The organism is Rhodococcus sp. ARC_M12 (assembly GCF_022810385.1).
Lineage (GTDB): Bacteria > Actinomycetota > Actinomycetes > Mycobacteriales > Mycobacteriaceae > Rhodococcoides > Rhodococcoides navarretei.
Genome location: NZ_JALGQI010000002.1, coordinates 80,981 through 107,860, shown reverse-complemented (window position 1 = coordinate 107,860; position 26,880 = coordinate 80,981). Strand labels below are relative to the sequence as shown.

Below are 26,880 nucleotides of genomic sequence, written 5' to 3'. Positions count from 1 at the left end.
GCGTTCGTCGACATGCAGGCCAGTCCCGAGTTCCAGGAACTCAGGCGTCGCCTGCGTAGCTTCGTGTTCCCGATGGCCGGGTTCTTCCTGGTCTGGTACGTCATCTACGTGCTGCTGAGCACCTACGCCGTGGACTTCATGTCCACCAAGGTGTGGGGCAACATCAACGTCGGTCTGCTGCTCGGCCTCGGCCAGTTCGTCACGACATTCGCCATCACCGGCATCTACGTGAAGTTCGCCAACCGTGAACTCGATCCTCGCGCCGCAGCCCTGCGCGCCGAGATGGAAGCCTCCCAGGGAGCCAAGTCGTGAACATTCTTGCCCAGGCCGCCGACACCACCGTCGGTGAACCACTCGTCAACATCGCGATCTTCGGCGCGTTCGTCATCATCACGATGGCCGTCGTCATTCGCGCATCGAAGAAGAACGCGACCTCCGCGGAGTTCTTCACCGCGGGCGGCGGCTTCTCCGGGCCGCAGAACGGCGTCGCCATCGCCGGTGACTACCTCTCGGCGGCAAGCTTCCTCGGTATCGCCGGCGCCATCGCCGTCTACGGCTACGACGGCTTCCTGTACTCCATCGGCTTCCTCGTCGCCTGGTTGGTTGCGCTGTTGCTCGTCGCCGAATTGCTCAGGAACACCGGTAAATTCACGATGGCGGACGTGCTGAGCTTCCGGCTCAAGCAGGGTCCGGTTCGTACCGCGGCCGCACTGTCCACCTTGACGGTCTCGCTGTTCTATCTGCTCGCGCAGATGGCCGGAGCAGGCGGACTCGTCGCACTGTTGCTCGACATCTCCGACCGCACCGGGCAGTCCATCGTCATCGCCATCGTCGGCGTGCTGATGATCGCGTACGTGCTCATCGGCGGCATGAAGGGCACCACCTGGGTCCAGATCATCAAGGCCGTTCTGCTCATCGCCGGTGCCGCGTTCATGACCGTGCTCGTGCTCGCCAAGTTCGGCCTGAACTTCTCCGAGCTGCTCGGCAGCGCGCAGGCCATGGTCGCCGGATCGGCAAGCGAGGCGGTCGCTGCCCGTGACGTCATCGAGCCCGGTGCTCAGTACGGCGGCAGTGCCACCTCGAAGATCAACTTCCTCTCGCTCGGTATCGCACTCGTCCTCGGTACCGCGGGTCTGCCGCACGTGCTGATGCGCTTCTACACCGTTCCCACCGCGAAGGAAGCTCGTCGCAGCGTCGTGTGGGCCATCGCGCTCATCGGTGCGTTCTACCTGTTCACCCTCGTGCTCGGCTACGGAGCCGCAGCGATCGTCGGACCCGACCGCATCCTGGCCTCGGCCGGCGGTCAGAACTCCGCTGCTCCGCTGTTGGCCTTCGAGCTCGGCGGCGTGATTCTGCTCGGTGTCATCTCGGCGGTCGCCTTCGCGACCATCCTGGCCGTCGTCGCCGGATTGACGATCACCGCCTCGGCGTCGTTCGCTCACGACATCTATGCGAGCGTCATCAAGAAGGGCAAGGTGGACGACAAGAAGCAGGTCAAGGTCTCGCGCATCACGGCCGTCGTCATCGGTCTGCTGGCCATCGGCCTCGGCATTCTCGCCAACGGGCAGAACATCGCCTTCCTGGTGGCACTCGCCTTCGCTGTCGCCGCAGCTGCGAACCTGCCGACCATCCTGTACTCGCTGTTCTGGCGTCGCTTCACCACCACGGGCGCGCTGTTCAGCATGTACGGCGGCCTGATCTCGACCATCGTGCTGATCATCTTCTCCCCGGCCGTCTCCGGATCGCCGACGTCGATGATTCCCGGCTCGGACTTCGCCTGGTTCCCGCTCTCCAACCCCGGCATCGTCTCGATTCCGTTGGCATTCATCCTCGGCATCGTCGGAACACTGATCTCGAAGGACACCGAGAACACCGACAAGCAGGCCGAAATGGAGGTTCGCTCTCTCACCGGTATCGGTGCGGAGAAGGCCAGCGCTCACTAGTCGACCGCAGCTCCACCGAAAATGTCCGTGTGAGGAAGCCCTCACACGGACATTTTTCGTACAGCGGTTACCATCCCTGCTGTGGCCAAGCTGAAGGTTTCCCTCGACGTCCCGCTGACCCCCGAGCAGACGTGGGCGCACGCGTCCGATCTGTCCGGCTACGAGCAGTGGCTCTCCATCCACGAAGCGTGGCGCGGTGAGCTGCCCGAGCAGCTGGCCGTCGGCACCACCCTGGACTCCATCGCCAGCGTGAAGGGCATGCGCAACCGGGTGTCCTGGAAGATCGAGTCCTACGATCCGCCCAAGAAGCTCGAGCTCAAGGGAAACGGTAAGGGCGGAGTCAAGATCGGCCTCGATCTCACCGTGAAATCCAAGGGCGACGGTTCCGAGATCACCATCGACGTCAACCTCGGCGGTGCGCCACTGTTCGGCCCGATCGGCTCCGGCGTCGCACGCGCACTCAAGGGCGACATCGAGAACTCGCTGAAGACGTTCGTCAAGATCTACGCCTGACGGTGTAGGAGTGGAGATGCATGCCCGGTAGGCACAGTGCGCCGTCGTCCGCGACGAGCAGCAGAGGGTTCGCCAAGTACGTCGTCGTCGCCGTAGTTCTGCTGCTCGTGGTCGGCGGCGGAGCGTTTGTCGCGCTGAAGGCCTTCGGGTCCGCCTGCGGCGACACGCAGTCCTACTCGCTGGCCGCTGATCCGGCGATCGCACCCGTGCTGGAGCAGATCGTCGACAACACCTCCGCCGAGGACCTGGGTTGTGCCGGTATCGAGGTCACCGCCACCGAGTCGGGTCAGGTCTCGGCCGCGGTGGCCAAGGGCGACGATGTTCCCTCGCTCTGGGTTCCTGATTCGTCGCTGTGGATCGGCAAGACCGTGCGGTCCACCGCGTCGTTGATCGACCTGGCGAGTCAGTCAATTGCCGGTACACCGGCCGTGCTCGCTGCCCGCAAGGACGAGGTGCCGTTCTTCGACACCTGGCTCACCGCATTGAAGCTCGAAGGCCTGCGTATCGGTAACCCATTGGCCAACACCACGTCCGACGCGGCCATCCTCGGAGCGGTGGCCGAGGCAGGATCGGACGAGGAGCTGCTCGACGCGGTCGGGTCGGCGCTCGTTCCCATCGCGCAGGCTCAGGCCGCCACCCGCGGCGAAGCCGATCCGACGGTACGGCTCGACGATCTGGTCGCCGACGGAGGCGTCGCGGTGGTCTCCGAGCAGGCCTTCCTGGCTTATCAGCAGGACACGGGCGTCGAACTGGGCGCGACGGTGCCGCCGACGGGCACCATTTCCCTGAACTTTCCGCTGGCGGTGACCGAACCCGCAGGCGATCGACACGAGACCGCGAAGTCCGTCGGGACGGCACTGGCCGCGGCCATCGAATCCGATCGAGGACAGCAGGCGTTGTCCGACGGCGGGTTCCGGTCCGCGGACATGGCCCCGCTGGACGCCGATCGTGGGATTGGGGACGTCACACCCCTGACGATCGCCGATCAGCAGGCCGCCGAGTCGACGTTGCGTCAGTACCAGGTGTTGGCGCTTCCGTCACGGACGCTGGTGATGGAGGACGTCTCGGGATCGATGAACTACAGCGCCGGGGCCGATTCACGTATCGCATTGACGGTGCAGGCCAGCGAAACCGGAAATCGGCTCTTCCCCGACAACGCGTCGATGGGGTTGTGGGCTTTCTCGATCGGACTCGGCGGCGAATCGCAGGACTACCGTGAGCTCGCACCGATCCGGCGAATGGACGAAAAGGTCGGCAACACCACGCAGCGTGAGGTGTTGCTGCAGCAGACTCGAACGCTTCCGACCCTGGTCGGAGGTGGTACCGGTCTCTACGACACCACGTTGGCAGCGTTCCGCTCCGTGCAGGAGGGCTACGACCCCGATGCCGTGAACAGCGTCATCATCCTCACCGACGGCACCAACGAGGACCCCGCCAGCATCTCGCTCGACGAGCTGCTGTCCACTCTCCGAGCCGAGCAGGACCCGTCCAAGCCGGTCGTCATCGTGACCATCGGCATCACCGACGACGCAGATGCCGGTGTGCTGCAACAGATCTCGGCCGCAACCGGTGGGACGAGCTTCGTCGCTCGAAATCCCGCCGAGATCCCCAACGTCTTCGTCAATGCGCTGAGAAGCCGTTCTGGTCGCTAACGACGGCATCGACCCGAAAGGTTCGCGACGACAACGAAATTCGCGGCAATCATGGGCTGTGTGCAGGTTTTCCGAACTGAAATATTCGAATAGTCGATTTCGGGCAACTATTTGCCGGCGTTGGGTCTAGCGTTCGAGATAGTTCGCAGCGGTCTTCAGACCACGGCAGGTTATTGACACTCCCGGTCGTCCTCTCCTCGCCAGCGAACTTCGCTACTTTCTGACCGGAGGACACCCCGTGATACCCGATACTCTCACCACCGCCCAACACGACACCATCTACAACATCTTCTCGTTGGTCATTGCGTCGCAGCTCTTTGCTGCGTTATTCATGATCGCCTGTCTCCCTAGGATTTTGCCCCGGTACAGGCAGGCCATGTGTGTTGCAGCCGTCGTCTGTGGCATCGCCGCGTACCACTACTTCCGAATCTTCAATTCGTTCAACGACTCGTTTCAGACCGACGCGGTCGGTGGACGCGGCACCTACAGCCAAGTTGTAGGAGAGGGGTTCAACGAGGGTTACCGATACGTCGACTGGCTGCTCACTGTGCCGTTGCTTCTCCTCGAGTTGGTCGCCGTACTGGCGCTCGCGCGCAAGCTTCAGACCAGTCTGCTGCTGCGGCTCATCCCCGCTGCGGCGTTGATGATTGCACTCGGATATCCTGGAGAACTGAGTGGGGACAACGGAATTCGAAACCTCTTCGGAACGCTGTCGTCCATTCCCTTCGTCTACATTCTCTACGTCCTGTTCGTAGAGGTCACGAAGTCCCTCGACAATCAACCGGAACAGGTGCGCAAGTCGATCGGTCAGCTCAGGCTTCTGCTGCTGATCACGTGGGGTGTGTACCCGATTGCATACCTGTTGCCGCAGTTGGGCATCGACGGTGCCGCGGCCTGGACCGGTAAGCAGATCGGTTACTCGATAGCCGACATTCTCGCGAAGGTTCTGTACGGTCTGATCATCTACCGAATTGCGCGGATCAAGTCCTTCGCTGACGATCCGACCTTCGCCGCGAGTGAACTGTCCACGAGTGAAGCCATGGAACTGGACCCGAGGCACGAGGAGGATCGACCGATTCCGAGAGGCGCCGCCTGAGTCATCTCAGCCAGTAGCGAGCCGGAGCCCGAGGTTGAGCTCCTGTACCGGTGACCCGCTATGGTATGCACCACACGCAGCGAGGCACTTCGATGCGCGGAGGATCCGGGGCCCCATCACGTCGGTGATGATGGGGATCGAAGCAGGGGGAGCCAGCGATGTCGGGACGTCACAGCGGTAGTAGTTCCAGGTTCGGCCGCGTGTGGACCTGGGCGGTTCTCGCGCTGACTGCGGTGGTCTTCGTGGTCGGTGGCTGGTTCGGAGTGCAGGCGGTGCGCGCATCCGGCGCGAATTCCTGCGATTCGCTCGATACCGTGTCGCTGGCGGTGGACACCTCGATCGCCGAGCCGGTCGAGCAGATTCTTTCGCAGGCCGACGAGGTCGCCCGCGGTTGCGTGAACTTCGAGGTCCGGCCCGAGCGGCCCACGGACACCGCCACCGAAATCGCGGGAACCGATGACGATCGTCCGGACCTGTGGATCCCGGATTCGACGCTGTGGCTGCTCAAGACCCTGCGCTCGACCGGTGCCCTGCCCGAGCTGGCGAAGACATCCGTCGCCAACACACTGCCGATCCTGGTGTCGAGTTCCGATGCGGTGCCGGTGACCGATACCTGGCTCAGTGTGCTTCAGCTTCCCGGTCAACGCATCGGTGACCCTCTGACCAGCAGTGCCTCCAATGCCGCGATTCTCGGTGCGCTGGCCGAATCCGAGGTGGCGATCTCGGACGCGAAGGCCGTATCGGCGGCACTGGTTCCGATGGCGCAGGATTTCGGGCGCATCGCGGACACTCCGCACGACACGCCGGATCTGGTGGCCCAGGTAGCCGCCGAGGGCGGTACCAGTGTGGCCACCGAACAGGCACTGCTGGCGTACGAAGCCGGAAATCCGGGATCGACTCTGACCGCATCGGTTCCGCCGACCGGAAGCTACTTCCTCAACTACCCGCTGGCGGTGACCGCTCCTGCCGGGCCCGACTACGATCGCGTCAAGCAGGCAGGAGCGGCACTGGGCTCCGTTCTCGCCACCGCCTCGGCCGCTGAGACCATGGTTGCAGCAGGCTTCCGAACGTCCAGTGGCACACCACTTCCCGAGGGCCGAGGCGTCGGGCCCGTCGCGTCGCTCGAGATCAAGAACCCGTTGTCGATCGAGACGACGCTGCGGGATTGGGCCGTGCTCGCGCTACCGCTCCGCACCCTCGTCGTCGAGGACGTGTCGGGTTCGATGGCCGCGAGATCGGGCGACTCGACGCGCATCGCGTTGACCGTCGATGCATCGGTCGGTGCCAACGATCTGTTCAGCGACCAGACCCAGATGGGTCTGTGGGCATTCTCCATCGGACTCGGTGGTGGAAAACAGGACTATCGAGAACTGGTACCGCTCGGCCCGGTGAGCAATACGTTCGACGGCAAGCCGCAGCGTCAGGCGATCCTCGACGCCATCCGGGGCCTGCCCAGCCTCGTCGGGGGCGGAACAGGGCTCTACGACACCACGTTGGCGGCGTTCCGGCGGGTGAAGGAGGGGTACGACCCCGACTACGTCAACAGCGTCATCATCCTGACCGACGGGGCCAACGAGGACGAGGGCAGCATCAGCCTCGACCAGCTGCTGGCGTCACTGCAGAAGGAACAGGATCCGGTGCGTCCCATCGTGATCATCACGGTCGGCGTCACCGGCGATGCAGATCCGGTTGCACTGCAGCAGATCTCGGCTGTCACCGGCGGTACGAGCTACGTGGCCGAGGATCCACGGGATATCCCGGAGGTGTTCGTGAAGGCGCTGAACTCGCGCACCGAACGCCTCGCGGGGGAGTAGATCAGCTCCACAGGAAGCTGATCGCGATGGCTGCGGCGCACGCGAGCGTCACCACGATCAGCGTCACCGCGTCGGAGGCCTTGAAGCGCGCCTCGGTGGCGGTGATCATTCCGGTGCCGCCGCGGGCGGTGATGGCCCCACCCATCTCGTCGGCCCGTCGGATGGCCACCGACATCACCGTCGTGACGATGTCGACCAGGGAGTTGTCCGAGGCGCTGTTGACGACCGGTTTGGGGCGAAGGCGTCGGGCAGCGTTGAGGGTGCGCATCTCCTCGATCAGCAGCGGAAGCGACCGCAGGCTCAGGGCCACGGCGATCGCCCACTCGTCGACCGGCAGTTTCAGCTTCTTCAGCGGTGTGCCCAGTTTGGAGACCGCAGGGGCGATGTCGCTCATCGACGTAGTCCAGCCGATCATCATCGATGCGCCGAGCAGGACGAAGATGAACAGCGTCGCGCGCAGATACACGAGCACTGCCGCGCCGCCGATCGGCAGATTGATCAGAGCTCCGACGCCGAACAGGGCCCAGATCCACCACGGTGGACGTGGCACTGCCGTGATCGGGACGTGCGCGATGATCGCGGCGATGACCAACAGCACGAAGACGATGCCGAGCGCGGGCCAGGTCGGTGCCACCACGAGAGTGATGGACAGCAGCACGACGACGACGAGCTTGGTGCCGGCCCACAGCCGATGGATCGGCGAGAACCGCGGAACCTGACGCAGTACGACGGTGGTCACGAATGCACGCTCCCCAGGATCGAATCGGAGACGATGTGGCCGTCGGCCATGGTGATGGTGCGGCTGCAGACGGTGTCCATACCGTCCACGTCGTGCGAGATGACGACGATGGCGACGCCGCGATCGCGCAGTCCGGCGAGAACGCCGATGATGTCGTCGCGTCCGGGTGGATCGAGCCCGGCCAGGGGTTCGTCGAGAACCAACATTCGAGGCCGTCGCGCGATGAGCCCGGCCAGTACGACGCGGCGCATCTGGCCACCGCTGAGCGAGTCGATATCGCGAGCGGCCAACGATCTGTCCAGGCCCACGGCGTCCATTGCGGCCGATACTGTGGCAGAACCGGTTTCGGGTCCAGCGGCGGCCGCGATGTCCTCGGAGACGGTGCGCCGCTGCAACTGGAGGCGGGAGTGCTGAAACGCGAGGCCGACGTCGCCGACTCGTGCGGTCATCGCCTTGCCGTCGAGCTGTGCGGTGCCTGCCGTCGGGCCGGTGAGGCCGGCCATGATCCACGCGAGAGTGGACTTGCCCGAACCGTTTCCGCCGAGAACGAGCACACCCTCACCGCGCTTGACGGTGATGTCGATACCGTCCAGTGCGGCCTGCGCCCACGGGGTGCGTCGGTTGTAGGTGTGCTGGACGCTGTTCAGCTCGAGGAGCCGACCACTCGAATTATCATGCAGTGCAACGGGATTCTCTGTTCGAGCGTGCATCCACATCGAGTCGTGCTGCACCTGATATCCCTCGTGCAGATGTACGACGCGATCTGCGGCGACGGTGTCCGAGACATGGTGGGTGACGAGGACGACCGACATCGTGTGCCTGCGGGGCAGTTCGGCGAGGAGCGAGACCAGGTGTTCGCGCCCCGAGGCGTCGATCATCGCGGTTGCCTCGTCGGCGATGAGCAGTGCGGGACGGCGAGCCAGTGCTGCGGCAACGGCGAGTCGCTGCATTTCGCCGCCGGACAGGGAGGCGGTGTCGCGGGCTCCCATGCCGCCGAGTCCGACCTCGTCGAGCAGCGCCTCCACGTCGGGACGCGAATCGCCGGGCGGCAGTCCCCACACCACGTCGTCGGCGACGCGGGTGCCGAGGATCTGGCTTTCGGGGCGCTGCAGCACCACCGCGGTGCCGCCGTACCGTCCGAGACCGGTCGAGCCGGGCCGACTCACGGTGCCCTCCGACGGTTCGAGGCCGGCGAGGATCCGCGTCAGCGTCGATTTCCCGGAACCGTTGTGGCCGACGATCGCCACGAACTCACCGGTTTCGATGCGAAGGGCGACGCCCGTCAACGCGGCTGTCGTACTTCCCGGGTAGCGGAATCCGACCGCATTCAGCGTGACCGGCAGCGGCCCGATCTCGTCGTCGGCGCTCGAGCCCAGAGGCTCGGGGGTGGGAATGGTGGAGAGACGGTCGAGGATGGCGGTGAGGATGAGCCACGCGAACAGCGTTCCGGTGACGATGCCGAAGGCGATCGACCCGCCGGCCCACCACCACCAGTTGTCGAGCACGGCCGTGGAGCCGGTGCGGATCACATCGGCAACGCCTTGCAGCGCCGATGTCCGCTCGAGCAGCCGAGAGATGCCCTCGAAGGTATTACGGAGAGTCTCGAGAAACAGCTCGCGCAGCGGAACGAGAACGAGCAGGATCAGCACTGTCAGGGCTCCGAGCACCGGCCCGACGACCATCGAGGTGACCAGAACACCGAACAGTCCCTGCTTCTTGCGCTTCGCCCGCCCCACCAGGCCGCCCAGTAGGGCGGCGCTGGCGACGGTGATGGCCGTCTGAGTTCCGGCTGCGACGAATCCAACGAGGGTGCCGGCCACCGCAGCCGTGACCAGTGCCCGAGTCCGATACCGGAGCGCAACCACCGACATGGGAATCGCGGCGACGACCTGAAGGATCGCCGCCATCGGTACGAGCACGCCGATCACCGTCAGGGCAACGGTGAAGCTGCTCATGACGGCAGCGGTCGCGAGTTCCTGCGGACCGAGGGGCCCTGACTTGGGCGTGGACGAAGAGCTGACGGTCACTGCTCCAGTGTGCCAGCCTGAGATCAGCGGCTGCGCTGGCTCGTGGCAGGCCCTGCTGCGCGACGGCTGTGGCCGCCACCACCGCTCCGCGGCTGACCACCACTGCGGGGCTGTCCGCCACTGCGCGGCTGACCACCGGAGCGGGCCGGGCCGCCGCGGCGCGCGTTGTTGCTGTTGCGCGGGGTTCCGGCGCGGGCCGGTGCCGGCTCGGCCTTCGGTGCGGGCTGGACGTAGCGAGCCTGCTCGCCGACGAGATTCGCCACTGCGGGCGAGTCGGCGGTGACGCGGATGGGCGTGACCTTGATATCGGCCTTGCGCAGGAGAACTGCGGTGTCCTTGCGCTGCTCGGGCAGGACGACGGTCACGACGTCGCCGGCGCTTCCCGCGCGCGCCGTGCGACCGGAACGGTGCAGGTACGCCTTGTGCTCGGCCGGGGGATCGACGTGAACGACGAGCTGGACGTCGTCGACGTGGACGCCGCGGGCCGCAACGTCGGTGGCGACGAGAACGCGGGCCTGACCGGAGGAGAAGGCTGCGAGGTTGCGGTCACGGGCGGCCTGCGAAAGGTTGCCGTGCAGGTCGACGGACGGGATTCCGGCGTCGGTGAGCTGCTTGGCGAGCTTGCGGGCCTGGTGCTTGGTGCGCATGAACAGGATGCGGCGTCCGGTGCCCGAGGCGAGCTGGTGGACGAGCTTCTTCTTGGCGTCGACGCCGTCGACCTCGAACACGCTGTGCGTCATGGCCTCGACGTGTGACGTGGCCTCGTCGACGGAGTGCGTGATCTGGTTGTGCAGGAAGCGCTTGACGAGCTTGTCGACACCGTTGTCCAGGGTCGCGGAGAACAGCATGCGCTGGCCCTTGTCCGGGGTGGCGGCGAGGATGCGGGTGACGACGGGCAGGAACCCGAGGTCGGCCATGTGGTCTGCCTCGTCGAGGACGGTGATCTGAACGCCGTCGAGCGTGAGGTGGCGCTGCTTCATCAGGTCCTCGAGGCGTCCGGGGCAGGCGACGACGATGTCGACTCCGCCCTTGAGTGCGGAGACCTGGCGAACCTGCGAGACGCCACCGAAGATCGTGGTGACCTTCAGCGAGTATGCGGCGGCGAGGGGCTCGATCGCGACGGCGATCTGGGTGGCGAGCTCACGCGTCGGCGCGAGAATCAGGCCACGCGGGCGGCCGGGCTTGCGGTTGCCGGGAAGCTGCCCGGCGAGGCGAGCGACCATCGGGATGGCGAAAGCGAGTGTCTTTCCGCTGCCGGTCTTTCCGCGTCCGAGCACGTCGCGTCCCTGCAGTGTGTCGGGGAGCGTATCGGCCTGGATGGGGAATGCCTCGGTCTTGCCCTGGCTCGCGAGTACGTCCGCGATGGCCTGGGGTACGCCGAGCGCAGCAAAAGTCTGTGGGGTCGTCATAGTGATGAAAAGTGCCTTTCGGGCAGGGTGTTGCACCTGCGGGCCTTGGGCCGAGATGCAAAGGTGGCGAGACTGCCGGTGGGCAGTTTCGATCGCCGTAAGAGAAGCCTGTGCAGGGTGCACATGGTGATTCGGGAGCAATTCCACGACGTCTGGCGTGCACTTGTGCGCGCCGTTGTCGAGTGTAACCGAGTTGTGGCTCGGTCTCTTCCCGCGGCAACCTGTCATGCGGCGTCGTCATCGAAGAGGCCGGTGAGTATCACGTTCTCGATTCGCGAGTTGTACAGCTCCACCACCGGCATCGGCGGCGCACTCGAATCATAGGTGTGCCCGGTCGGTGGGATGAGTGTATATCGGTGTCGTGCGTTGTGTTTGTCTCGTCTTGCTTCGGCCGTCCAGCCGTCGCCTTCTTTCGCGTAATTGCATGCGGCACAAAGGCCTGCGCCGTTCTCGGCACTGGTAGTGCCGTTCGCGGAGTGGGGTCTGATGTGGTCGTGGTGACGGATCGGCGCGTCGCACCACGGGGTGCGGCAGGTGCGATCGCGGAGATCGATGAGGCGTCCGAGCGCGGTGGGAAACGCGCGCGATCCGGACTCGACGGCCGTCAATGCGCCGGACTTCGGGTGGGCGTAGAGGCGGCGCAATGCGACGTGCGTCTCACTGTCGAGTGTGTCTCGAATGAGTTGCCGTGCGACGTCGGACGGAATGTCGCCGTAGCCGTGCATGTATGCGGACGTGTCACCGCCGGCAAGGAGGGTGGAATCCGAGATGACGACGTCGACGGTCACCGGAGGGCCCTGTGCTGCGGATGCGCCGGTGACGCGCTCGAATACGAGGTCGGCCATGATCTGGTCGCGGGTGCGTGTGTCGCCGCCTGCGTTGATGATGGTGTCGGCGTCTCGTCGCAGCGTCGCCCACATGCAGACCATCTTCTCCATCGAGGTGAGGACCGTGAAGAAGCCCATCGATTCAGGTGCTGGCCGGGTGCTGGTGCGCCGGGCGGCATAGGCCTTGGCGCGTCGTTTCACCTGGGAGGCGGCGTCGAGTTCGTTAGCGAGTGCGCGGGCGCGGCCTTCGATGGTGCGGTCGCCGGCACCGGCGAGTGTGGCGGGATCTGCGCAGAGTCGCTCGTCGATGGTGCGGCGATCGTCGACGGTGAGGCATGCGGTTTCGCGAGCGAGGATCATGGCGCGCCACTCGTTGAGTTCCCCGGCTCGTAGGCGAGCCAGGGTGTGCGGCATTTCGTGTACGAGCGCACGAGCAAGGCCGAGGTGGGTGCCGCCGCGGTTCGGTGATTCGCGTCGGGCCAAGCCGATCTGTGACGCAATACCGATGCGCCACTGGGCTTTCGGTCTGCCGCGCTCTCTGCGTTCGTCGCTGATGGCTGTTGCGACGGCGTCGGTCACCACCGCTTGTGTTGCCACGCTGGCGCACTTGACGGTCTCGAGAGCGGAGATCAAATCGATGCCCGCTGCTGCGTCGACAACGACATCGGACGCCTGTAGGCGCGCGACGAAACGCAACACTTCATCGGATGTCAGCGGCGAATCTTGTACAGCTGTGACCACGAGTTCCTCCCCAGTACTCGAATGCATGTTCGATGGTACGGGTGATTTTGGGCAGCGCAATAGCCGCAGGCAATCGGGGAGGGTGGAGCGCGGAGTCGACTCAGATGGTGCCCTCGGCAGGATTCGAACCTGCGACCTACCCTTTAGGAGAGGGTTGCTCTATCCCCTGAGCTACGAAGGCTGGTGATCGTTCTGCTGATCCGAAGCCATTGTCCAGCAACGACTTTCGATCCATCGAACAATCGGTTGCGGATGGGTTCACTGTCTGGGTGCACAGCTGGCCCACATCGCGCTCGCTAGTCTAGCGGCCCACCGTGGCGATCGTGAAGCAGGTTGCCGCTGCTCGTCACCGTCCCGGTCAGTGACGTGATCAGGTTCAGGGCGGTGAGGTGCTGGTGAGCGGTGTAGTCGGCGATCGATTCGATGCCGACGAAGCACAGGATATCGCGGGCGAAAGCGTCGAATGTCGTCGCGAGAATTCCCGCCGATGCGAACACTCCCACGATGATGAGCTGGTCACGGTCGCGTCGGCGCAGTTCTACTTCCAGATCGGTGGCGTAGAAGGCGCTGTAGCTGCGCTTCGCGATCGGAACGAAGTCCGGCTCGGAAATCGCCGCTTCCTCGGCGGACGGGCCCAACCCCCACATCGGTCCCAGCAGTCCGCGCTGCTCGATGGCACTTGCAGCCCGCGGGCCACTCGCCAGGATGGGTACCTCAACGGCCCGGGCGCGCGTGACCACCTTCGACGCCTCCGCAGCGACCCGCGAGCGCACCGAGTGGTGCAGCACGTTCAGGTAGTACGGCTGCATGTCGTGGACCAGTACGGCGGCACGCTCGGGCTGGACCTCCCACTCGGGACCGCCCGCACAGTCCCGCAGGCTCTTGGCGTCGTACTCCTCGACTTCGACGCTGAATGTGGCCACGTCGATCACCCTTCCCTCCCGCAAACGCGCGCGCATTTGCCAGACGCGCGCAGGCTCGTCACACCATTCCGCTCGCATCTGACAAACGCGCGCGCGTTTGCGAACCCTGAGGCCCCGACCGAGCCCCAGACCCAGGCCGCACATGAGGACCTAGCCCACCACCTAATCCGCCGCAATAGCTTCCACGATGTTCAGTCGAGACGCATGCACGGCAGGGGGAGCCGAACCCAACAGTGACAGGCCCAGGGCCACGAGTCCGTACAGCAGCACCGACCAGCTCGCGGTGTAGGCGACCGGAATTCCGATGCTGGCTCCGAGGATCAGGGTGCTCAGATATTGCAGACCCGCACCGATGATGAGGCCGAGGACACCGCCGACGATGCCGACCGACAGAGCCTCGGCGAGCACCATTCTCGCCAGGGTTCCCCGGCCGCCGCCCATGGCCCGCAGCACCCCGAGTTCGCGGCGACGCTCCAGTACCGACAGCGTCAACGTGTTGAGCAACGCGACCGCAGCGACGAGCGCGACGATCCACTGCAACGCGATGGCCAGTGCACCGGACTGTCGGATGGCCGCACTGGTTCCCTCGAGTGCGGCTGCGCCGGTGTAGACGAACGCCTCGGGCGGCAGCGTCGAACGCAGTGAATCCTGCACGGCGGCAACGTCTCCGTCGACACCGATCTCCAGGTAGGTGGCCCCGGGCCGGTCGTACCACCGCTGCATCGAGTCCAGCGAGATCGCCATCGTGCCGCCGGCGGCGTTGATGTAGTCGACCAGATCCAGCACCCGCACGTTCTGTACGCCGGTCGGCGTCGGGAGGTCGATGTAGTCGCCCACCGAGACGCCCAGCGTTCTGCCGAACCCCTCGGACAGCACCACCCCGTCACCGGCGAGCACCTGGGACCGCACGTCGTCGGTGAGCGACGCGAGCGTCACTGCATTGCTTCCGTCGGCGACGCCCTGGATGGATACCGTCTCGCCGTCGATCGTCGCGTATGCCCACTGCCCCTCGACGACGCGAGAGACACCGGGAGTCGATGCCACCGCGTCGGCCACCTCGGTGGGGACGATCGGGCCCGACGGTATGGCGTCGGGCGAGGTCATCGACACGTACAGGTCGGTGTTCGCCAACGACGACAAGGACTCGGCTGCGGAGTCGGTCATGTTGGTCAGCGAACCCGACACTCCCACACTGACTCCCACCGCGATCACGATCGTCATCACGGTTGCCCAGATACGCCGCGGGGCGCGTTCGATGGTGGCGGTCGCGAGGCGTCCGGCACCACCCCAGCGGCGGGGGACTGCTGCGGTCACCGACACGATCGGCCCGGTCGCGCCGACGCACAGCGCGACGACGCCGAACATGAACAGGGCGCCGGCTCCGAGGGTCAGCTGTCCGTCGACGTTGACGGCGAACACGAACGCCCCGGCGATGGCGAGCACCCCGAATGCGGTCGTGGCCAGGGTGAATCGCAGACCGGGGCCACCCGAGGTCTCTCCGCCGCCGACCGCGAGCGCCTCGATCGGCGAGATGCGATACACCTGCACGGCGGCGACGGCCGAGGCTCCGACACAGGCCAGCACGCACGCCACGATCGCCACCGGAATCGCGAAGCCGGGCAGCACGTACTCGATCCGCGCATCGAACGCCTGCGACAGGAACGGCGGCAGACTCTCGATCGCGATGCGGCCCATGGCGATTCCCAGCGGGACTCCGACGGCTCCGCCGACCAGACCCACCAGCACGGACTCGAACAGCAGATCTCGCACGATATCGGCGCGCCTGCCACCGACGGCTCGGAGCAGAGAGATGGTGGGTCGACGCTTCGCGATGGCCATGTTCATGACGTTGAAGACGAGGAAGGCCGCGACGACGAACGCGATGAGCGAGACCATCAATGTGGCATTGCGAGTCAGGCTCATCGCCTGGTTCGCGCGATCGGCCCGGAAGTCCGGATTCATCACCGACACTCGTCCGGCCAACGCCGTGTCGAGGTCCGACCGCAGCGTCTCGCCGTCGCCGAGGACGAAGATCGAATCGAGCTGATCGGGGCGGTCGGTGAGCGCCTGAGCCGTCGGGAGAAGCGCGACGGCGAACATACCTCCGCCGATACGCTGCGTCCCCGGGCCGTCGACCACGCCGACCACCGCCGTCGGGACGTCGTCGATGGTGACGGTATCGCCCTGCGTCAGACCCGTTGCGGCTCCGACCAAGACACCGGACGGGTCGGTCAACAACCCCGCCGCGTCGCCGACGGCACCCTCCAAGTCCGACTGCAGTGCCGTGATGGACGAGTCGACACCGAGAACGGTGAGATCTCCGGCGTCGGACCGAACCGTGCTGCGCAACAGAGGAACCGCTGTTTCGACGCCGGGAACAGCACGGACGGCGTCGAGTTCGCTCTGATCGAAGCCGGAGTCGGTGACACCGACGACCTCGTAGTTCGCGTTACCGGCGATCGACACTGCAAGACGCTCGACGGATCCGGTCAAGGATCCGTATGTGCCGAGGACGGCGATGAGCAACCCGGCTGCGACGGCGACGACGCCGGCCGACACCAACGAACGCACCCAGTGCATGCGAAGGTCGCGAAGGCTGATGACTCGAAATCTGCTGAGCGCGGTACCGATCACCGATCGAGACCGGCCGTCAAGGTGTCGGTCTCGACGCGTCCGTCGATCATGCTGACGATGCGATCGGTGGACCGTGCCGCCTCGAGGTCATGGGTCGCCATCACCACTGCTCGACGCCCCTCGCTGGCGTGCGCCACGTCGGCGAGGATCTCGAGGACGTTGTGGGAGGTCTTCGAATCGAGATTGCCGGTCGGTTCGTCGGCGATCAGCAGTGCCGGATCCATCATCAACGCTCGCGCGATCGCGATGCGCTGGATCTGACCGCCGGACAACTGGGCCGGACGGTGCTCGGATCGGTTCGAGAGTCCGACCATCGCGAGCAGACGCATCGCGTCGGATCTGGCCTTCTTGATGGGGGTGCCGTCGAGCAGCTTGGGGACGGCGACGTTCTCCCATGCCGACATCGTCGGCAGCAGGTTGAAGAACTGGAAGACGAAACCCACCTGGTGGCGTCGGAAATCGGACTGGGCGTTGTCGTCGAGGGTGGTGACCTCGACGTCGCCGAATCGAATGGAACCCGACGTCGGGGTGTCGAGTGCGCCGAGCATGTGCAGCAGCGTCGACTTACCTGCACCGGACGGTGCGACGAGCGAGACGAACTGGCCGCCCTCGATCGTGAGATCGATACCGTCCAAGGCGCGGACGGGTTGCTCGCCGGTGGGGTACTCCTTGACCACACCGGCCAGCTCGAGCTTCAACTTCGTCATGCCACGATCCCCTGCTCCTCGAATACTCCCGACGCTACCTGCCGTCGGGTCGAGAAACCGGCCGGAGTTCTCAGATCACGCTGCGCCGCGCGAGGATTCGAGTCGGCGGGCCACCAGGGCGGCCTGCAGGTGTCGGATTCCCGAGGGGCGGGTGGGGTCGAACCCGGTGAGCTGCGCGATCCGCTTGAGGCGGTAATCGACGGTGTTGGTGTGCAGATGGAGCTGGCGCGCGGACCGTTGACGGTTCAGATCGTGCGAGATGTGGATCTCGAGGGTCTCGAGCAGCTCGGGTGAGGAGTCGAGTGGTTCGAGGATCTGCGTCAGGTGGCGTCGACCAGGTCCCGGGCGCGTGAGCTGGTATTCCAGCACCAGGTCGTCCATGCGGTACAGGCCGGACGGGCGGTGCAGCTGATGCGCCAGCGACAGCAGTTCGTGTACCTGATCGGCTGCGGTGGGGATGTCGGCGGTTGCGGCCTGCTCGGCGGTGACGGTGACAGGAACCTCCGCGGCGGTACCGATGCGGTGCACCAGGGCCTCGACCCATTCGTCGTCGTGAACACCGGGGATCAGCACTGTGCCGCCCTCGGTGCTGAGCAGGGACAGCGGCGTGCGACCGCAGATCGTGGCCAGCTCGGCCTGAACACGCCGCAGTTTTCGGCGGGCGGCGACGGTCTTCTGGATGTTGGGGTCGTTCTCGTCCGGGTGGGGCGGCACCGAGATGGCGAGCACGAGGTAGCTGTCGGCGAGTTCGATGCCGGACTGGCGAGCCATCGAGACGGCGTTGTGGCCGCTGAGCAGCGAGGTCACCAGGGTGTGGGCTGCCGTGTGGTGCTCGCTGGCCACGGCCTGAAGCTCTTCGACATAGCTCTTGCTGGCGGCGATGGACACCTTCTCCGACAGCAGCACGAACATGCGTGCGGCCTCGATCAGCTGTGCTGCGTCGCCCTCGCCTGCTCGCTTCGATACGAGATTCCAGCCGATCTGGATGCCCTCGTGATACACGCTGAGAACCGATTCGAGCGGAACGCCTTCGCGTGCCCACTGGCTGGCCTTGGCGCGCAGCTCGGCCAGGTCGGACTCGGCAGGAGCGCGTCGTTCGTCGAGCATCTGCACGGCGATACTGATGCATTTGACGGTGAATTCGGTGACGTCCCCGTGGAGCTGTTCGCCCGGCAACGACCCGCAGGGAGTGTTGGCGGCGAAGTGGCCGACGAGGAGCCGCGCCACCGCGCGGAAGTCGCGAAGAGGAGCCGACGCAGGCTGACCCGCGACCATGATTCCGAGGCTAGTCGAGTTGTGAACGGTCACAGATCAACCCTTCGTGTTGAGTTCTTCAGGTCATCGGAAAGCAAACTTACTAGCGCGTATCGATGCGCTCGTTCGCCTCAATCTATGCAATTCCAGGCAAAATCGGGGCGTTTTCGTACTTCAAGTTTGTTTCCTGGCCTCTAACAGGATCGATCATAGGTTGTTATCAACGCGTTATCCACGGTTTCGGCAGAACTCGTTGTGACTTTTCCCGAGCGGGTGCCCCGGGCGCTTGCGACTTGCCCTAAACAATCGTGAAGGTGTCCTCGACCAGGCGGCTGCGCATCTACGTTGATCTCGGTCGGAGTGGGTAGGCAGACGGCGAAGGGGCGGGTATGCGCAGTGATATCGGGCAGTTCGCGGTTCTGCGGCAACTGTTGCCGACCGTCGAGGAGAATCTCGCTCGCCATCGCGCCGCAGCCGTTCACTGGGAACCGGCCGACTTCGTCCGGGCCGAGATGTACTGGGGTTCGCGTACCTCGACCCTGACCGAGGCCGCCAAAGCGGCATTGGTGACCAATCTGCTCGTGGAGCAGAACATTCCGCTGTACCGGCGGGACGCCGCGGCCGCCGAGGTCGGTGCGTGGCCGTCGTGGCTGACCGAGTGGAGCGCGGGACGGACCCGACACGCGGCGGCCGTCACCGATTACCTGGTTGCCACCCGCAGCGTCGATCCGATCGCTCTCGGCCGCGCTCGGACGCAGTGCATGACCGTGGGTTTCGACGCCCCCATCAACGGAGCGCACCTTCTTCGTTCGCTCGTCCAGGTGGCTCTGGACGAGTCGGTCTCGAGCGTCTGTCATCGCAACACCGTGGCTCAGTGCCACGATCCGGTGGCCGATCGCCTGCTCGGACGTATCGTCGCCGATCAGGAACTGCATGTTCGCTTCTTCTCGGACCTGGTCTCGGCGGCGCTCGAGGTGGCACCGTCGCTGACGGTCACCGCGATCACCGAGGTCGTCATGAACTTCCAGCTGCCGGGTAGCAATCTGCCGGGATTCGCGCGCAGCGCGATGCTCATCTCGCGGGACGGTATCTACGATCTTCGCCGCCATCTCGACGACGTGCTGCGGCCCATGTTGGCCCAGTGGCGCATCTTCGAGCGCGCCGATCTCGGTGCCGGCGGTCGCAGCCGTGATTTGCTGGCCGCTCACCTGGACCATCTCGACGCGCAGGACGCCGCTACCGAGATCGGCCGCACGCGAAATCAGCAGTACGCAAACGCATTGCGCGCCAGCTGACACCACATACCCCGGGGGTTCGTGGACCGGTGCCTCTTCGATTCGATTCGAATCGAAGAGGCGCCTCGGCGGAGTCCATCGACTAGCCTGAACTCCTATTCGTCATACGCCCGAGGCTCGAGTTCTCGCGCACCGACCGGAGGCCCGAAACGTGACAGGCTCTCGACCGATCATCGTCGGCATCGACGGATCCGCCGCAGCGGACAAGGCGGTGATCTGGGCGGCGCTCTGCGCGCACCGACGTGATCGCCGATTGCACATCGTCACGGCCGTCGATATGCCAGGAGTCGTCGATCTGAGCGAATTCGCTGGAGAGGCAACCGAATTCGTTGCCACGGCCAAATCCAGACTGGTGGCGGCAGAAACTCTGGCAGCATCGGTCGTCGACGATCCCGCCTTCGAAGTGACCTCGAGCGCCGTCGAGGGCGGCGTCATGGACGTACTCATCGGTGTATCGGCACAGGCCGAGATCCTGGTGATCGGGGCGAGCGAAACCGGGGCTGTCACACTCTCGTTGGCCGCGCACAGCGTCTCACCGGTCGCGGTGGTGCGGGGCCGAGACATCGACGGCCGTCCCGTCGCCGAGGGTCCGGTGGTCGTCGGCATGGACGGCTCGGACGTCAACCAGGCGGCGGTGGAATGGGCGTTCGTCGAAGCATCGGCGCGAGGCGCAGTGTTGATTGCGGTGCACGTGTGGTCCGACGTCGACCTGACCCGGTCGTTCGGCCGCGCTCCCACGGACTGGCAGGCCATCGCGGACGGTGAGGAGGCCTTGCTGGCCGAGAGCCTTGCCGGCTGGCAGGAGAGGTTCCCCGACGTCGAGATTCAGCGGGTCGTCGCGCAGGACCGGCCGGTACGGGTTCTCAGTGGGCTGTCCGAGACGGCAGCGTTGATCGTCGTGGGGAACAGAGGGCGCGGCGGCTTCGGGGGAATGCTGCTGGGGTCCACGAGTTTCGCGCTCGTCAACACTGCGGACTGCCCGGTGCTGGTCGTACGTCAGGCGCTCACATAGCGACGGTCAGCAGAAAGCTCACGTCTTCGAGTGCCTCGACACTGTGGCGGGCGTCGGGGATGACGAGAAGGTCGCCGGTCGAGCCCTTCCAGGATCGCTCGCCGCTGATCAGTTCGAGTTTGCCACTGAGCACCAATACCGTCGACTCGCCGGAGAGGTCGTGTTCGGCCAGCTTGTTGCCGGCGGCGAGCGCCACGACCGTCTGCCGCAGGTGGCGCTGGTGACCGCCGTACACAGTCTGCGAACTGCGGCCACTCGACGCGCCGACGGCAAGCTTGAGCTGTTGGCGGGCAAGGGCAGTGAGTGACTTCTTGTCCATGATCGTCAGTATGACGCACCGTTCGCAGTAGCGACGGGGGAATCCTGAACGCGCTCAAGAAGGTTGGGTAGGCTTTCCGTACTCGATGAAGCGGAACCGGGTGCCGTCGACCCGGCTGCTGCGCCACTCGCCTGCCGTCGCGGTCCAGCCGTGCGGAATCTCGGGAGCCCTCGTATCGCCGTCGACGTCGAGATCGACCTCGGTGACTTCCAGATGGGTCGCGATATCCATTGCGCTGCGATAGATTTCGCCGCCTCCGATGATCCAGACCGGGCTCTCGCCGACCAGGGCCACTGCGTCGGCGACACTCGGTGCGCTGTCGGCACCGTCGGCGGTCCACGAGGGGTTGCGGGTGACCACGATGTTGCGACGGCCCGGCAGCGGACGAAACTTCGCGGGCAGTGAGTCCCAGGTCCTTCGGCCCATGATCACCGGATGCTCGGCCGTCTTCGATTTGAAGTGCGCCATGTCTTCGGGGACGTGCCAGGGGATCGATCCCGCGTCCCCGATGACGCCCGCGGTGCTCTGAGCCCAGATCAGACCCACGAAGTGCGGGGCACTCACACCGCTACCGGGGCCTTGATCGCCGGGTGGTGCTGGTAGTCGACGATCTCGATGTCCTCGTAGACGTAGTCGAAGATCGAATCCCGTTGCGCGAGTTTCAGAGTGGGATACGGGTACGGCTCACGTGAGAGCTGCTCGGTGACCTGCTCGCGGTGGTTGTCGTAGATGTGGCAATCGCCGCCGGTCCAGACGAACTCGCCGACCTCGAGGCCGGTCTGCGCCGCCACCATGTGCGTGAGCAGTGCGTAACTGGCGATGTTGAACGGCACACCGAGGAACATGTCTGCGCTGCGCTGGTAGAGCTGGCACGAGAGCTTGCCCTCGGCCACGTAGAACTGAAAGAACGCGTGGCAGGGCGGCAGTGCCATCAGGGGAATCTCGCCGACGTTCCAGGCCGAGACGATCATGCGACGCGAATCCGGATCGGATTTCAGCGTCTCGATGACCTGCGAAATCTGATCGATGTGCTCGCCCGACGGGGTCGGCCACGACCGCCACTGCACGCCGTACACGGGTCCGAGTTCGCCGTCCGGAGCTGCCCACTCGTCCCAGATGCTGACGCCGTGCTCCTGCAGCCACGTGGCGTTGGAGTCCCCGCGCAGAAACCACAGCAACTCGTAGACGATCGACTTGAGGTGGACCTTCTTGGTGGTGATCAACGGGAAGCCTGCTGCCAGGTCGAAGCGCATCTGATGCCCGAATGCGCTGGTGGTGCCGGTTCCCGTGCGATCGGATTTGGCCGCCCCGGTTTCGAGGATGCGGCGCAGCAGATCTTCGTACGGAGTCGGAACCATCACGACGGTCATCTTAGCTGCATACTGGACGCATGCCGGAATTACCCGAGGTGGAAGCCCTTGCCGGCTTTCTGCGCGAGCATGCCGTCGGTGCCGTGATCGGCCGAATCGATATCGCTGCTCTCAGCGTTCTCAAGACGTTCGATCCGCCGATCACCGAGCTGCAGGGCACGGACGTCACCGATGCCGCGCGCTTCGGAAAGCACCTGGCGCTCCGAGCCGGGGATCTGTGGCTGATCACGCATCTCTCGCGCGGAGGATGGCTGCGGTGGGTGGACAATCCCAGCGCCGCACCGCCGAAGCCGGGCAAAGGGCCTCTGGCGCTGCGAATCCACTTCTTCACTCCCGAAGGAGCGACGCCCGCCATCGATCTGACCGAGGCCGGTACCAAGAAGCGGTTGGCTGTGTGGGTGGTCCGCGACCCGCAGCAGGTCGCGAGCATCGCACGGCTCGGACCCGACGCGCTGACGGTCACCGAGCTCGAATTCGCCGAAATCCTCGGAAGCACCACCGCACGGTTGAAGACCTCGTTGGTGGACCAGTCGCTGCTGGCAGGCATCGGCAATGCCTACTCGGACGAGATATTGCACGTCGCGAAGCTCTCCCCGTTCGCCTCGTCGAGCAAGCTCGATCCCGAATCCGTCGGGGTGCTCTACGAGGCGATGCGTTCCGTCCTGTCCGACGCGGTGGCCCGCTCGGCCGGGCAGGATGCGGCGCGTCTTAAGGGGGAGAAGAGATCGGGAATGCGCGTGCACGCCAGAACCGGGCTGCCGTGCCCGGTGTGCGGCGACCCGGTCCGCGAAGTCGCCTACGTGGATCGCTCTTTTCAGTACTGCGCGACCTGCCAGACGGCCGGCAAGATTCTCGCCGACCGTCGTATGTCGCGACTGCTCAAGTGACGGGTTCGAGCTTCTGGCTGTCGTAGCCTCGGTAGCCCTCCCACGCCTTGCGGCGGTCGCTCCGCGGATCCTTCTGCACTCGGGTGCGAGTATCGAAGATCATCGTCTTACGGCCTGATTCGTCGTACGCCGGCCAGGATTCCAGAGGCTGTCCGTGGGTGGCAAAGGCAATCCACTGCGATTGCACCTGCTCGGTGACCTCGGCGAAAGCCTTCCGTCCGCCGGCCAGCGTGAGTGCCTTGCCGAACATCGTCGCGTTGATGCCGAACACGGCGAACAACTCGAAGCCGTGGGTGGCGTCGAGACCGAGCACCTTGAGTGATCGCGGAGCGAAGTCGAAGCGATAGAAGTACGTGGGTGCATGACGCGAATGTCCCTCGGCCACTTCGAGAGACGGCTTCCAGAAGGTGAAGTCGCCACCGAAGTCGATGGCTGCCCGCTCGCTGGGGTAGCCCCGGTAGCCCGAAGTGACCACCGCTTCGGCGTCGGGATCGGTGAGAGAGAACAGCTTGGTGATGCGCTCGGGGTTGGTGGGCAGTGCGTCGAGGAACTTCGGAAACAGCGTTCCCTCACGGGCATTGGTGCCGATGATCAGTGGGACGCGGTGCGCGGTTCCGTTCGCGTAGGCCTCGACCGGGCTGACCGGGAGGAAGTCACCGTCGATCACCGGGCCGAACGGGAGCAGGCCGGGAGTGCGATGCAATGTGGTGAGCCCCAGCTTGGTGCCGGCCCGCCCGAGCCGAAGCACCTCGGCGTTCTCCAGGGTCTCGGCAGCGTTCTCGGTGGTGCCGCCGAGGTAGCCGACGTACTCGCGCGCCCACTGATCGGCACGCTCCTTGGTGGCCGTCATGCCCGGGGCGGAGCTTTCGGAGATGGCCTGGGCGAACAGGCCTTTCGCGGAGGGAACTGTCATCAGAGTGGTGACGGCATTGCCGCCGGCGGATTCACCGAAGATGGTGACGTTGTTCGGATCACCGCCGAAGTTCGCGATGTTGCGCTGTACCCATTCCAGGGCCGCAACCTGGTCTCGCAAGCCCAGGTTGGAGTCGAACGGCCGCTCGGGAGTGGAGAACTGGGACATGTCGAGGTAGCCCAGTGCACCGAGTCGGTAGTTGACCGATACGTAGATGATGCCGTCGCCGTCCTGCAGCGAGCGGCGCACCAGGGAACCGCCGCCGTACAGGGGAGTGGCCGACGTGCCGAGGGTGTAGGCACCACCGTGAATGAACACCATGACCGGACGCGGACTCGCGCTCGGTGTGCTCGGGGCCAACACGTTGAGCGTCAGGCAGTCCTCGCTCGACGGTTGGTACTTGCCGATCGCGAGCATCGTGCCCCGCTTGTGCTGAACGGAGGCGTTACCCCACTCGGTCGCGTCGCGCACGCCCTGCCACGGCTCCGTGGGCTGGGGCGCTCTGAACCTCAATGGACCCACGGGTGGGGCGGCGTAGGGAATGCCCCGCCAGGTGGTGAGATTCCCGACCGGCTTTCCCTCGATCATGCCGTCCGTAGTGGTCACACGTGTTTTCACAGCCATTTCGCGATACTACCGGGCGGTTCTTACCCGGTGGTAAGAACCGGCAGAGTTCGGTACCGGGCAGACTCGAGAGCATGCCTTTCGAGTATCGAGCCGAGATAGTGGAGCTGCTGCGAGCGCCCTCGCACGCGTACTTCGGGAGATCCAAGGACGGTCCGGCCGATGTGCCGACCGAGCTGCCGGACAGTGTCGAGATCGTCGCCCACAAGGGCATTCGCGGCGATCGATTCTTCGGGGTGAAGGCGCACACCGAGGCGGCGGTGAGCTTTCTGTCCGTCGAGGCCTGGGACGCCGTGGGCGAGGTACTCGGTGTCGACGTTCCCGATCCGTCCGTGGCCAGGCGGAACGTGGTGGTCCGCGGGCTCGAACTCGACCCTTTGCGCGGTCTGGAATTCGAGCTCGATTCCGGTGACGGCTGGATTCGTTTTCGGGGCGGCCGACCGGCCCATCCCTGCGCGTGGATGGACCGCATGGTGGTCGACGGTGCACGTAAGGCGTTGATCGGCCGCGGCGGGCTTCGCGTCGAACCGTTGTCCGACGGCATTCTGCGGGTCGGGGAGCTACTGGTCCGCTCGCCCGTGGAACTCGATCCGTCTCGCGCAGCGCTGTCCGTGAGGCGTGCGCAGCCGATCTGACCGTGTCCTCGGTCCTCCCTCACGGCTCGATGCTGCCCGTGCTCTTGCTCACGAAGTAAATCTGTGCCCATAATGTGGGTATCAGTGTGGTGGATCACACCGAGCCGTGTGCCAAGGCAGCGGTCACTCTCACCGAGCGGGAAGAATTGCCGATGTCCGACATGTGGATCGTGATCAACACCGTCGTCGCCGTTCTGGCGGTGGTGGTCTTCATCGTTCGCTTTCATTTCAACCCGGTCGTCTCGCTCGTCCTCGGCGCGGCGTATCTGGGCCTGGCGACGAAGCTGGGAGTCTCGACCACCGTCGACACCATCACCGGTGGCTTCGGCGAGATCATGGCCGAGGTGGGCCTGCTCATCGCCTTCGGTGTGCTGATGGGCTCGGTGCTGCAGGAGATGAACGCCATTCAACGCCTGGTCGGCACGTTGCTCAGAACCTTCGGACCCAAACGGCTGCCGTATGCGCTCTCGCTGACCATCGCGACGCTGCTGCAGTCCATCTTTCTCGACGTGCTGTTGGTGATCTCCGCTCCGCTGGCCCGCAACCTCGCCCCCAAGATCGGCAAGTACGGCACGGCGAGGATGGCCACGGCGCTGGCCATCGCCCTGGAATGCGGAATCGTGTTCATGGTCCCCGGTGTCGCGACGCTCGCTCTGGCCGGACTGCTCGGGGTGCCGCTGGGCAAGATGATGATCTATGGACTGATTCTGATCGTTCCGGTCGTGGTGCTGTCGGTGGCCATCATGTCGTTCGTGTTCCGACACGGATGGTGGAACGAGGAGAAGGACGAGCAGCAGATCACCGTAATCCCAGAGCCTGTGGTCCCGGAGCCTGCCGATTCCGACGACGAGCCGGTCGAAACCGGAGGTGGCGTTGCCCAGAAGGTCCGCACGGAGAAGCAGACGTCGCTGCTCGTGTTGCTCTCGCCACTGCTGCTCGCGCTCGTCCTCATTGCGATCGGAGCCGTTCTCGAAGTCGCCGAAATATCGGTTCCTGTAGTCGAATTCATTGCCAGCCCGGTCATCGCACTGCTCATCGGATTGGTGGGGACGTGCCTCATCGGTCGCTACCATGTCGGTCAGGGCCGGGTGGAAAAGGCACTGGCTCGTGGCTTCGCCGAGAGCGGTCAGATCCTCATCCTCACCGGTGTCGGTGGTTCGCTCGCGGCCGTCATCAACGAAGCGGGACTCGGCGACATCCTCGGCGGGTACTTCACGGCCAGCACCGCGGCTCCGCTGTTGATGGTGTGGGTCATCGCTGCCGCGCTGCACATCGCCGTCGGATCGGTGACGATCTCGGCCATCACCTCCGCCGGCATTCTGGCCCCGGTCGCACCGCTGATCGGTCTCGACCCGGTGTTCATCGCACTCGCGGCCGGTGCCGGATCACTGTTCGCCGTGCACGTCTCCAGCAACACCTTCTGGCTGTTGCAGTCCTTGATGGGACAGTCGACGCGAGGCACACTCAAGACGTGCTCGGTCGGTGTGTCGGTCGCGTCGGTCATTGCGATCGCGCTGATCGTGCCCATGAGCTGGATCCTGTGAGC

At 65.2% G+C, this 26,880-nt stretch carries 23 protein-coding genes and 1 tRNA gene; 11 read left to right on the top strand and 13 right to left on the bottom strand.

The window, feature by feature from the left end:
• The first annotated feature begins 12 nt into the window (after positions 1-12).
• From MTX35_RS04035 to MTX35_RS04010, 6 genes are all read left to right on the top strand, one after another.
• Positions 13-312, top strand: a complete 300-nt coding sequence (locus tag MTX35_RS04035) for a DUF485 domain-containing protein (protein WP_032378306.1) — start codon at positions 13-15, stop codon at positions 310-312.
• Positions 309-1,943, top strand: a complete 1,635-nt coding sequence (locus MTX35_RS04030; RefSeq protein ID WP_243593740.1) for a cation acetate symporter — start codon at positions 309-311, stop codon at positions 1,941-1,943. The genes MTX35_RS04035 and MTX35_RS04030 overlap by 4 nt, the downstream gene beginning before the upstream one ends.
• An 81-nt stretch (positions 1,944-2,024) precedes the next feature.
• Positions 2,025-2,456, top strand: coding sequence for an SRPBCC family protein (locus MTX35_RS04025; RefSeq protein ID WP_243593739.1), 432 nt, complete (start codon positions 2,025-2,027; stop codon positions 2,454-2,456).
• A gap of 20 nt (positions 2,457-2,476) precedes the next feature.
• Positions 2,477-4,108, top strand: a complete 1,632-nt coding sequence (locus MTX35_RS04020) for a substrate-binding and VWA domain-containing protein (protein WP_243593738.1) — start codon at positions 2,477-2,479, stop codon at positions 4,106-4,108.
• A gap of 238 nt (positions 4,109-4,346) precedes the next feature.
• On the top strand, positions 4,347-5,204 hold the full coding sequence (locus tag MTX35_RS04015; protein ID WP_243608880.1) for a bacteriorhodopsin-like: 858 nt from the start codon (positions 4,347-4,349) through the stop codon (positions 5,202-5,204).
• A 158-nt stretch (positions 5,205-5,362) separates the two neighbouring features.
• Entirely contained in the window at positions 5,363-7,018 is a 1,656-nt protein-coding gene (locus tag MTX35_RS04010; protein WP_243593737.1) for a VWA domain-containing protein, read from the top strand.
• 1 nt (position 7,019) lies between these two features.
• Here MTX35_RS04010 and MTX35_RS04005 read toward each other — a convergent pair whose 3' ends face one another.
• The 9 genes from MTX35_RS04005 to MTX35_RS03965 form a co-directional block, all read right to left on the bottom strand.
• Positions 7,020-7,757 carry an energy-coupling factor transporter transmembrane protein EcfT gene (locus MTX35_RS04005; protein WP_243593736.1) on the bottom strand — a complete coding sequence of 246 codons (738 nt, stop codon included), beginning with the start codon at positions 7,755-7,757 and terminating at the stop codon, positions 7,020-7,022.
• Entirely contained in the window at positions 7,754-9,784 is a 2,031-nt protein-coding gene (locus tag MTX35_RS04000; protein WP_243593735.1) for an ATP-binding cassette domain-containing protein, read from the bottom strand. Before MTX35_RS04000 ends, MTX35_RS04005 begins: the two co-directional genes overlap by 4 nt.
• 23 nt (positions 9,785-9,807) lie before the next feature.
• Positions 9,808-11,193, bottom strand: a complete 1,386-nt coding sequence (locus MTX35_RS03995; protein ID WP_243593734.1) for a DEAD/DEAH box helicase — start codon at positions 11,191-11,193, stop codon at positions 9,808-9,810.
• A 224-nt stretch (positions 11,194-11,417) separates the two neighbouring features.
• Positions 11,418-12,761, bottom strand: a complete 1,344-nt coding sequence (locus MTX35_RS03990; RefSeq protein ID WP_243593733.1) for an HNH endonuclease — start codon at positions 12,759-12,761, stop codon at positions 11,418-11,420.
• Positions 12,762-12,866: 105 nt separating this feature from the next.
• A tRNA-Arg gene (locus tag MTX35_RS03985) sits at positions 12,867-12,942 on the bottom strand.
• 115 nt (positions 12,943-13,057) lie between these two features.
• Positions 13,058-13,684 carry an isochorismatase family protein gene (locus tag MTX35_RS03980; RefSeq protein WP_243593732.1) on the bottom strand — a complete coding sequence of 209 codons (627 nt, stop codon included), beginning with the start codon at positions 13,682-13,684 and terminating at the stop codon, positions 13,058-13,060.
• Positions 13,685-13,846: 162 nt separating this feature from the next.
• A complete protein-coding gene (locus MTX35_RS03975) occupies positions 13,847-16,264 on the bottom strand; it encodes an FtsX-like permease family protein (RefSeq protein ID WP_243593731.1) in 2,418 nt (805 codons plus the stop codon).
• Positions 16,265-16,314: 50 nt separating this feature from the next.
• Positions 16,315-17,016, bottom strand: a complete 702-nt coding sequence (locus MTX35_RS03970; RefSeq protein ID WP_243593960.1) for an ABC transporter ATP-binding protein — start codon at positions 17,014-17,016, stop codon at positions 16,315-16,317.
• A gap of 84 nt (positions 17,017-17,100) precedes the next feature.
• A complete protein-coding gene (locus MTX35_RS03965; RefSeq protein WP_230592574.1) occupies positions 17,101-18,300 on the bottom strand; it encodes a CdaR family transcriptional regulator in 1,200 nt (399 codons plus the stop codon).
• A 368-nt stretch (positions 18,301-18,668) separates the two neighbouring features.
• Between MTX35_RS03965 and MTX35_RS03960 the strand changes: the two genes are divergently transcribed.
• Together MTX35_RS03960 and MTX35_RS03955 are read left to right on the top strand one after the other, a co-directional pair.
• Positions 18,669-19,574 carry an acyl-ACP desaturase gene (locus MTX35_RS03960; protein ID WP_243593730.1) on the top strand — a complete coding sequence of 302 codons (906 nt, stop codon included), beginning with the start codon at positions 18,669-18,671 and terminating at the stop codon, positions 19,572-19,574.
• A gap of 151 nt (positions 19,575-19,725) precedes the next feature.
• Positions 19,726-20,586, top strand: a complete 861-nt coding sequence (locus MTX35_RS03955; RefSeq protein WP_243593729.1) for a universal stress protein — start codon at positions 19,726-19,728, stop codon at positions 20,584-20,586.
• Here MTX35_RS03955 and MTX35_RS03950 read toward each other — a convergent pair.
• From MTX35_RS03950 to MTX35_RS03940, 3 genes are read right to left on the bottom strand one after another with little or no spacing between them, the layout of a single operon-like run.
• Complete coding sequence (locus tag MTX35_RS03950; RefSeq protein ID WP_068050089.1) at positions 20,579-20,905, bottom strand: cupin domain-containing protein; 327 nt, start codon at positions 20,903-20,905, stop codon at positions 20,579-20,581. The genes MTX35_RS03955 and MTX35_RS03950 overlap by 8 nt on opposite strands.
• A gap of 54 nt (positions 20,906-20,959) precedes the next feature.
• Complete coding sequence (locus MTX35_RS03945) at positions 20,960-21,469, bottom strand: dihydrofolate reductase (protein ID WP_243593728.1); 510 nt, start codon at positions 21,467-21,469, stop codon at positions 20,960-20,962.
• Complete coding sequence (locus MTX35_RS03940) at positions 21,466-22,266, bottom strand: thymidylate synthase (RefSeq protein WP_308198105.1); 801 nt, start codon at positions 22,264-22,266, stop codon at positions 21,466-21,468. The genes MTX35_RS03945 and MTX35_RS03940 overlap by 4 nt, the downstream gene beginning before the upstream one ends.
• Positions 22,267-22,295: 29 nt before the next feature.
• On the opposite strand from MTX35_RS03940, the gene MTX35_RS03935 reads away from it, so the two are divergent.
• Positions 22,296-23,162 carry a DNA-formamidopyrimidine glycosylase family protein gene (locus MTX35_RS03935; protein WP_243593726.1) on the top strand — a complete coding sequence of 289 codons (867 nt, stop codon included), beginning with the start codon at positions 22,296-22,298 and terminating at the stop codon, positions 23,160-23,162.
• On the opposite strand, the gene MTX35_RS03930 is transcribed toward MTX35_RS03935, so the two are convergent.
• Complete coding sequence (locus MTX35_RS03930; RefSeq protein WP_243593725.1) at positions 23,155-24,699, bottom strand: carboxylesterase/lipase family protein; 1,545 nt, start codon at positions 24,697-24,699, stop codon at positions 23,155-23,157. The genes MTX35_RS03935 and MTX35_RS03930 overlap by 8 nt on opposite strands.
• Before the next feature lie 74 nt (positions 24,700-24,773).
• Here MTX35_RS03930 and MTX35_RS03925 point away from each other — a divergent pair, with 74 nt between their 5' ends.
• Both MTX35_RS03925 and MTX35_RS03920 read left to right on the top strand, forming a co-directional pair.
• Positions 24,774-25,334 (top strand): MOSC domain-containing protein, encoded by a 561-nt coding sequence (locus tag MTX35_RS03925; RefSeq protein ID WP_243593724.1) that lies wholly within the window; start codon positions 24,774-24,776, stop codon positions 25,332-25,334.
• Positions 25,335-25,486: 152 nt separating this feature from the next.
• Entirely contained in the window at positions 25,487-26,878 is a 1,392-nt protein-coding gene (locus MTX35_RS03920; RefSeq protein ID WP_243593959.1) for a GntP family permease, read from the top strand.
• The last annotated feature ends 2 nt before the right edge of the window (positions 26,879-26,880 follow it).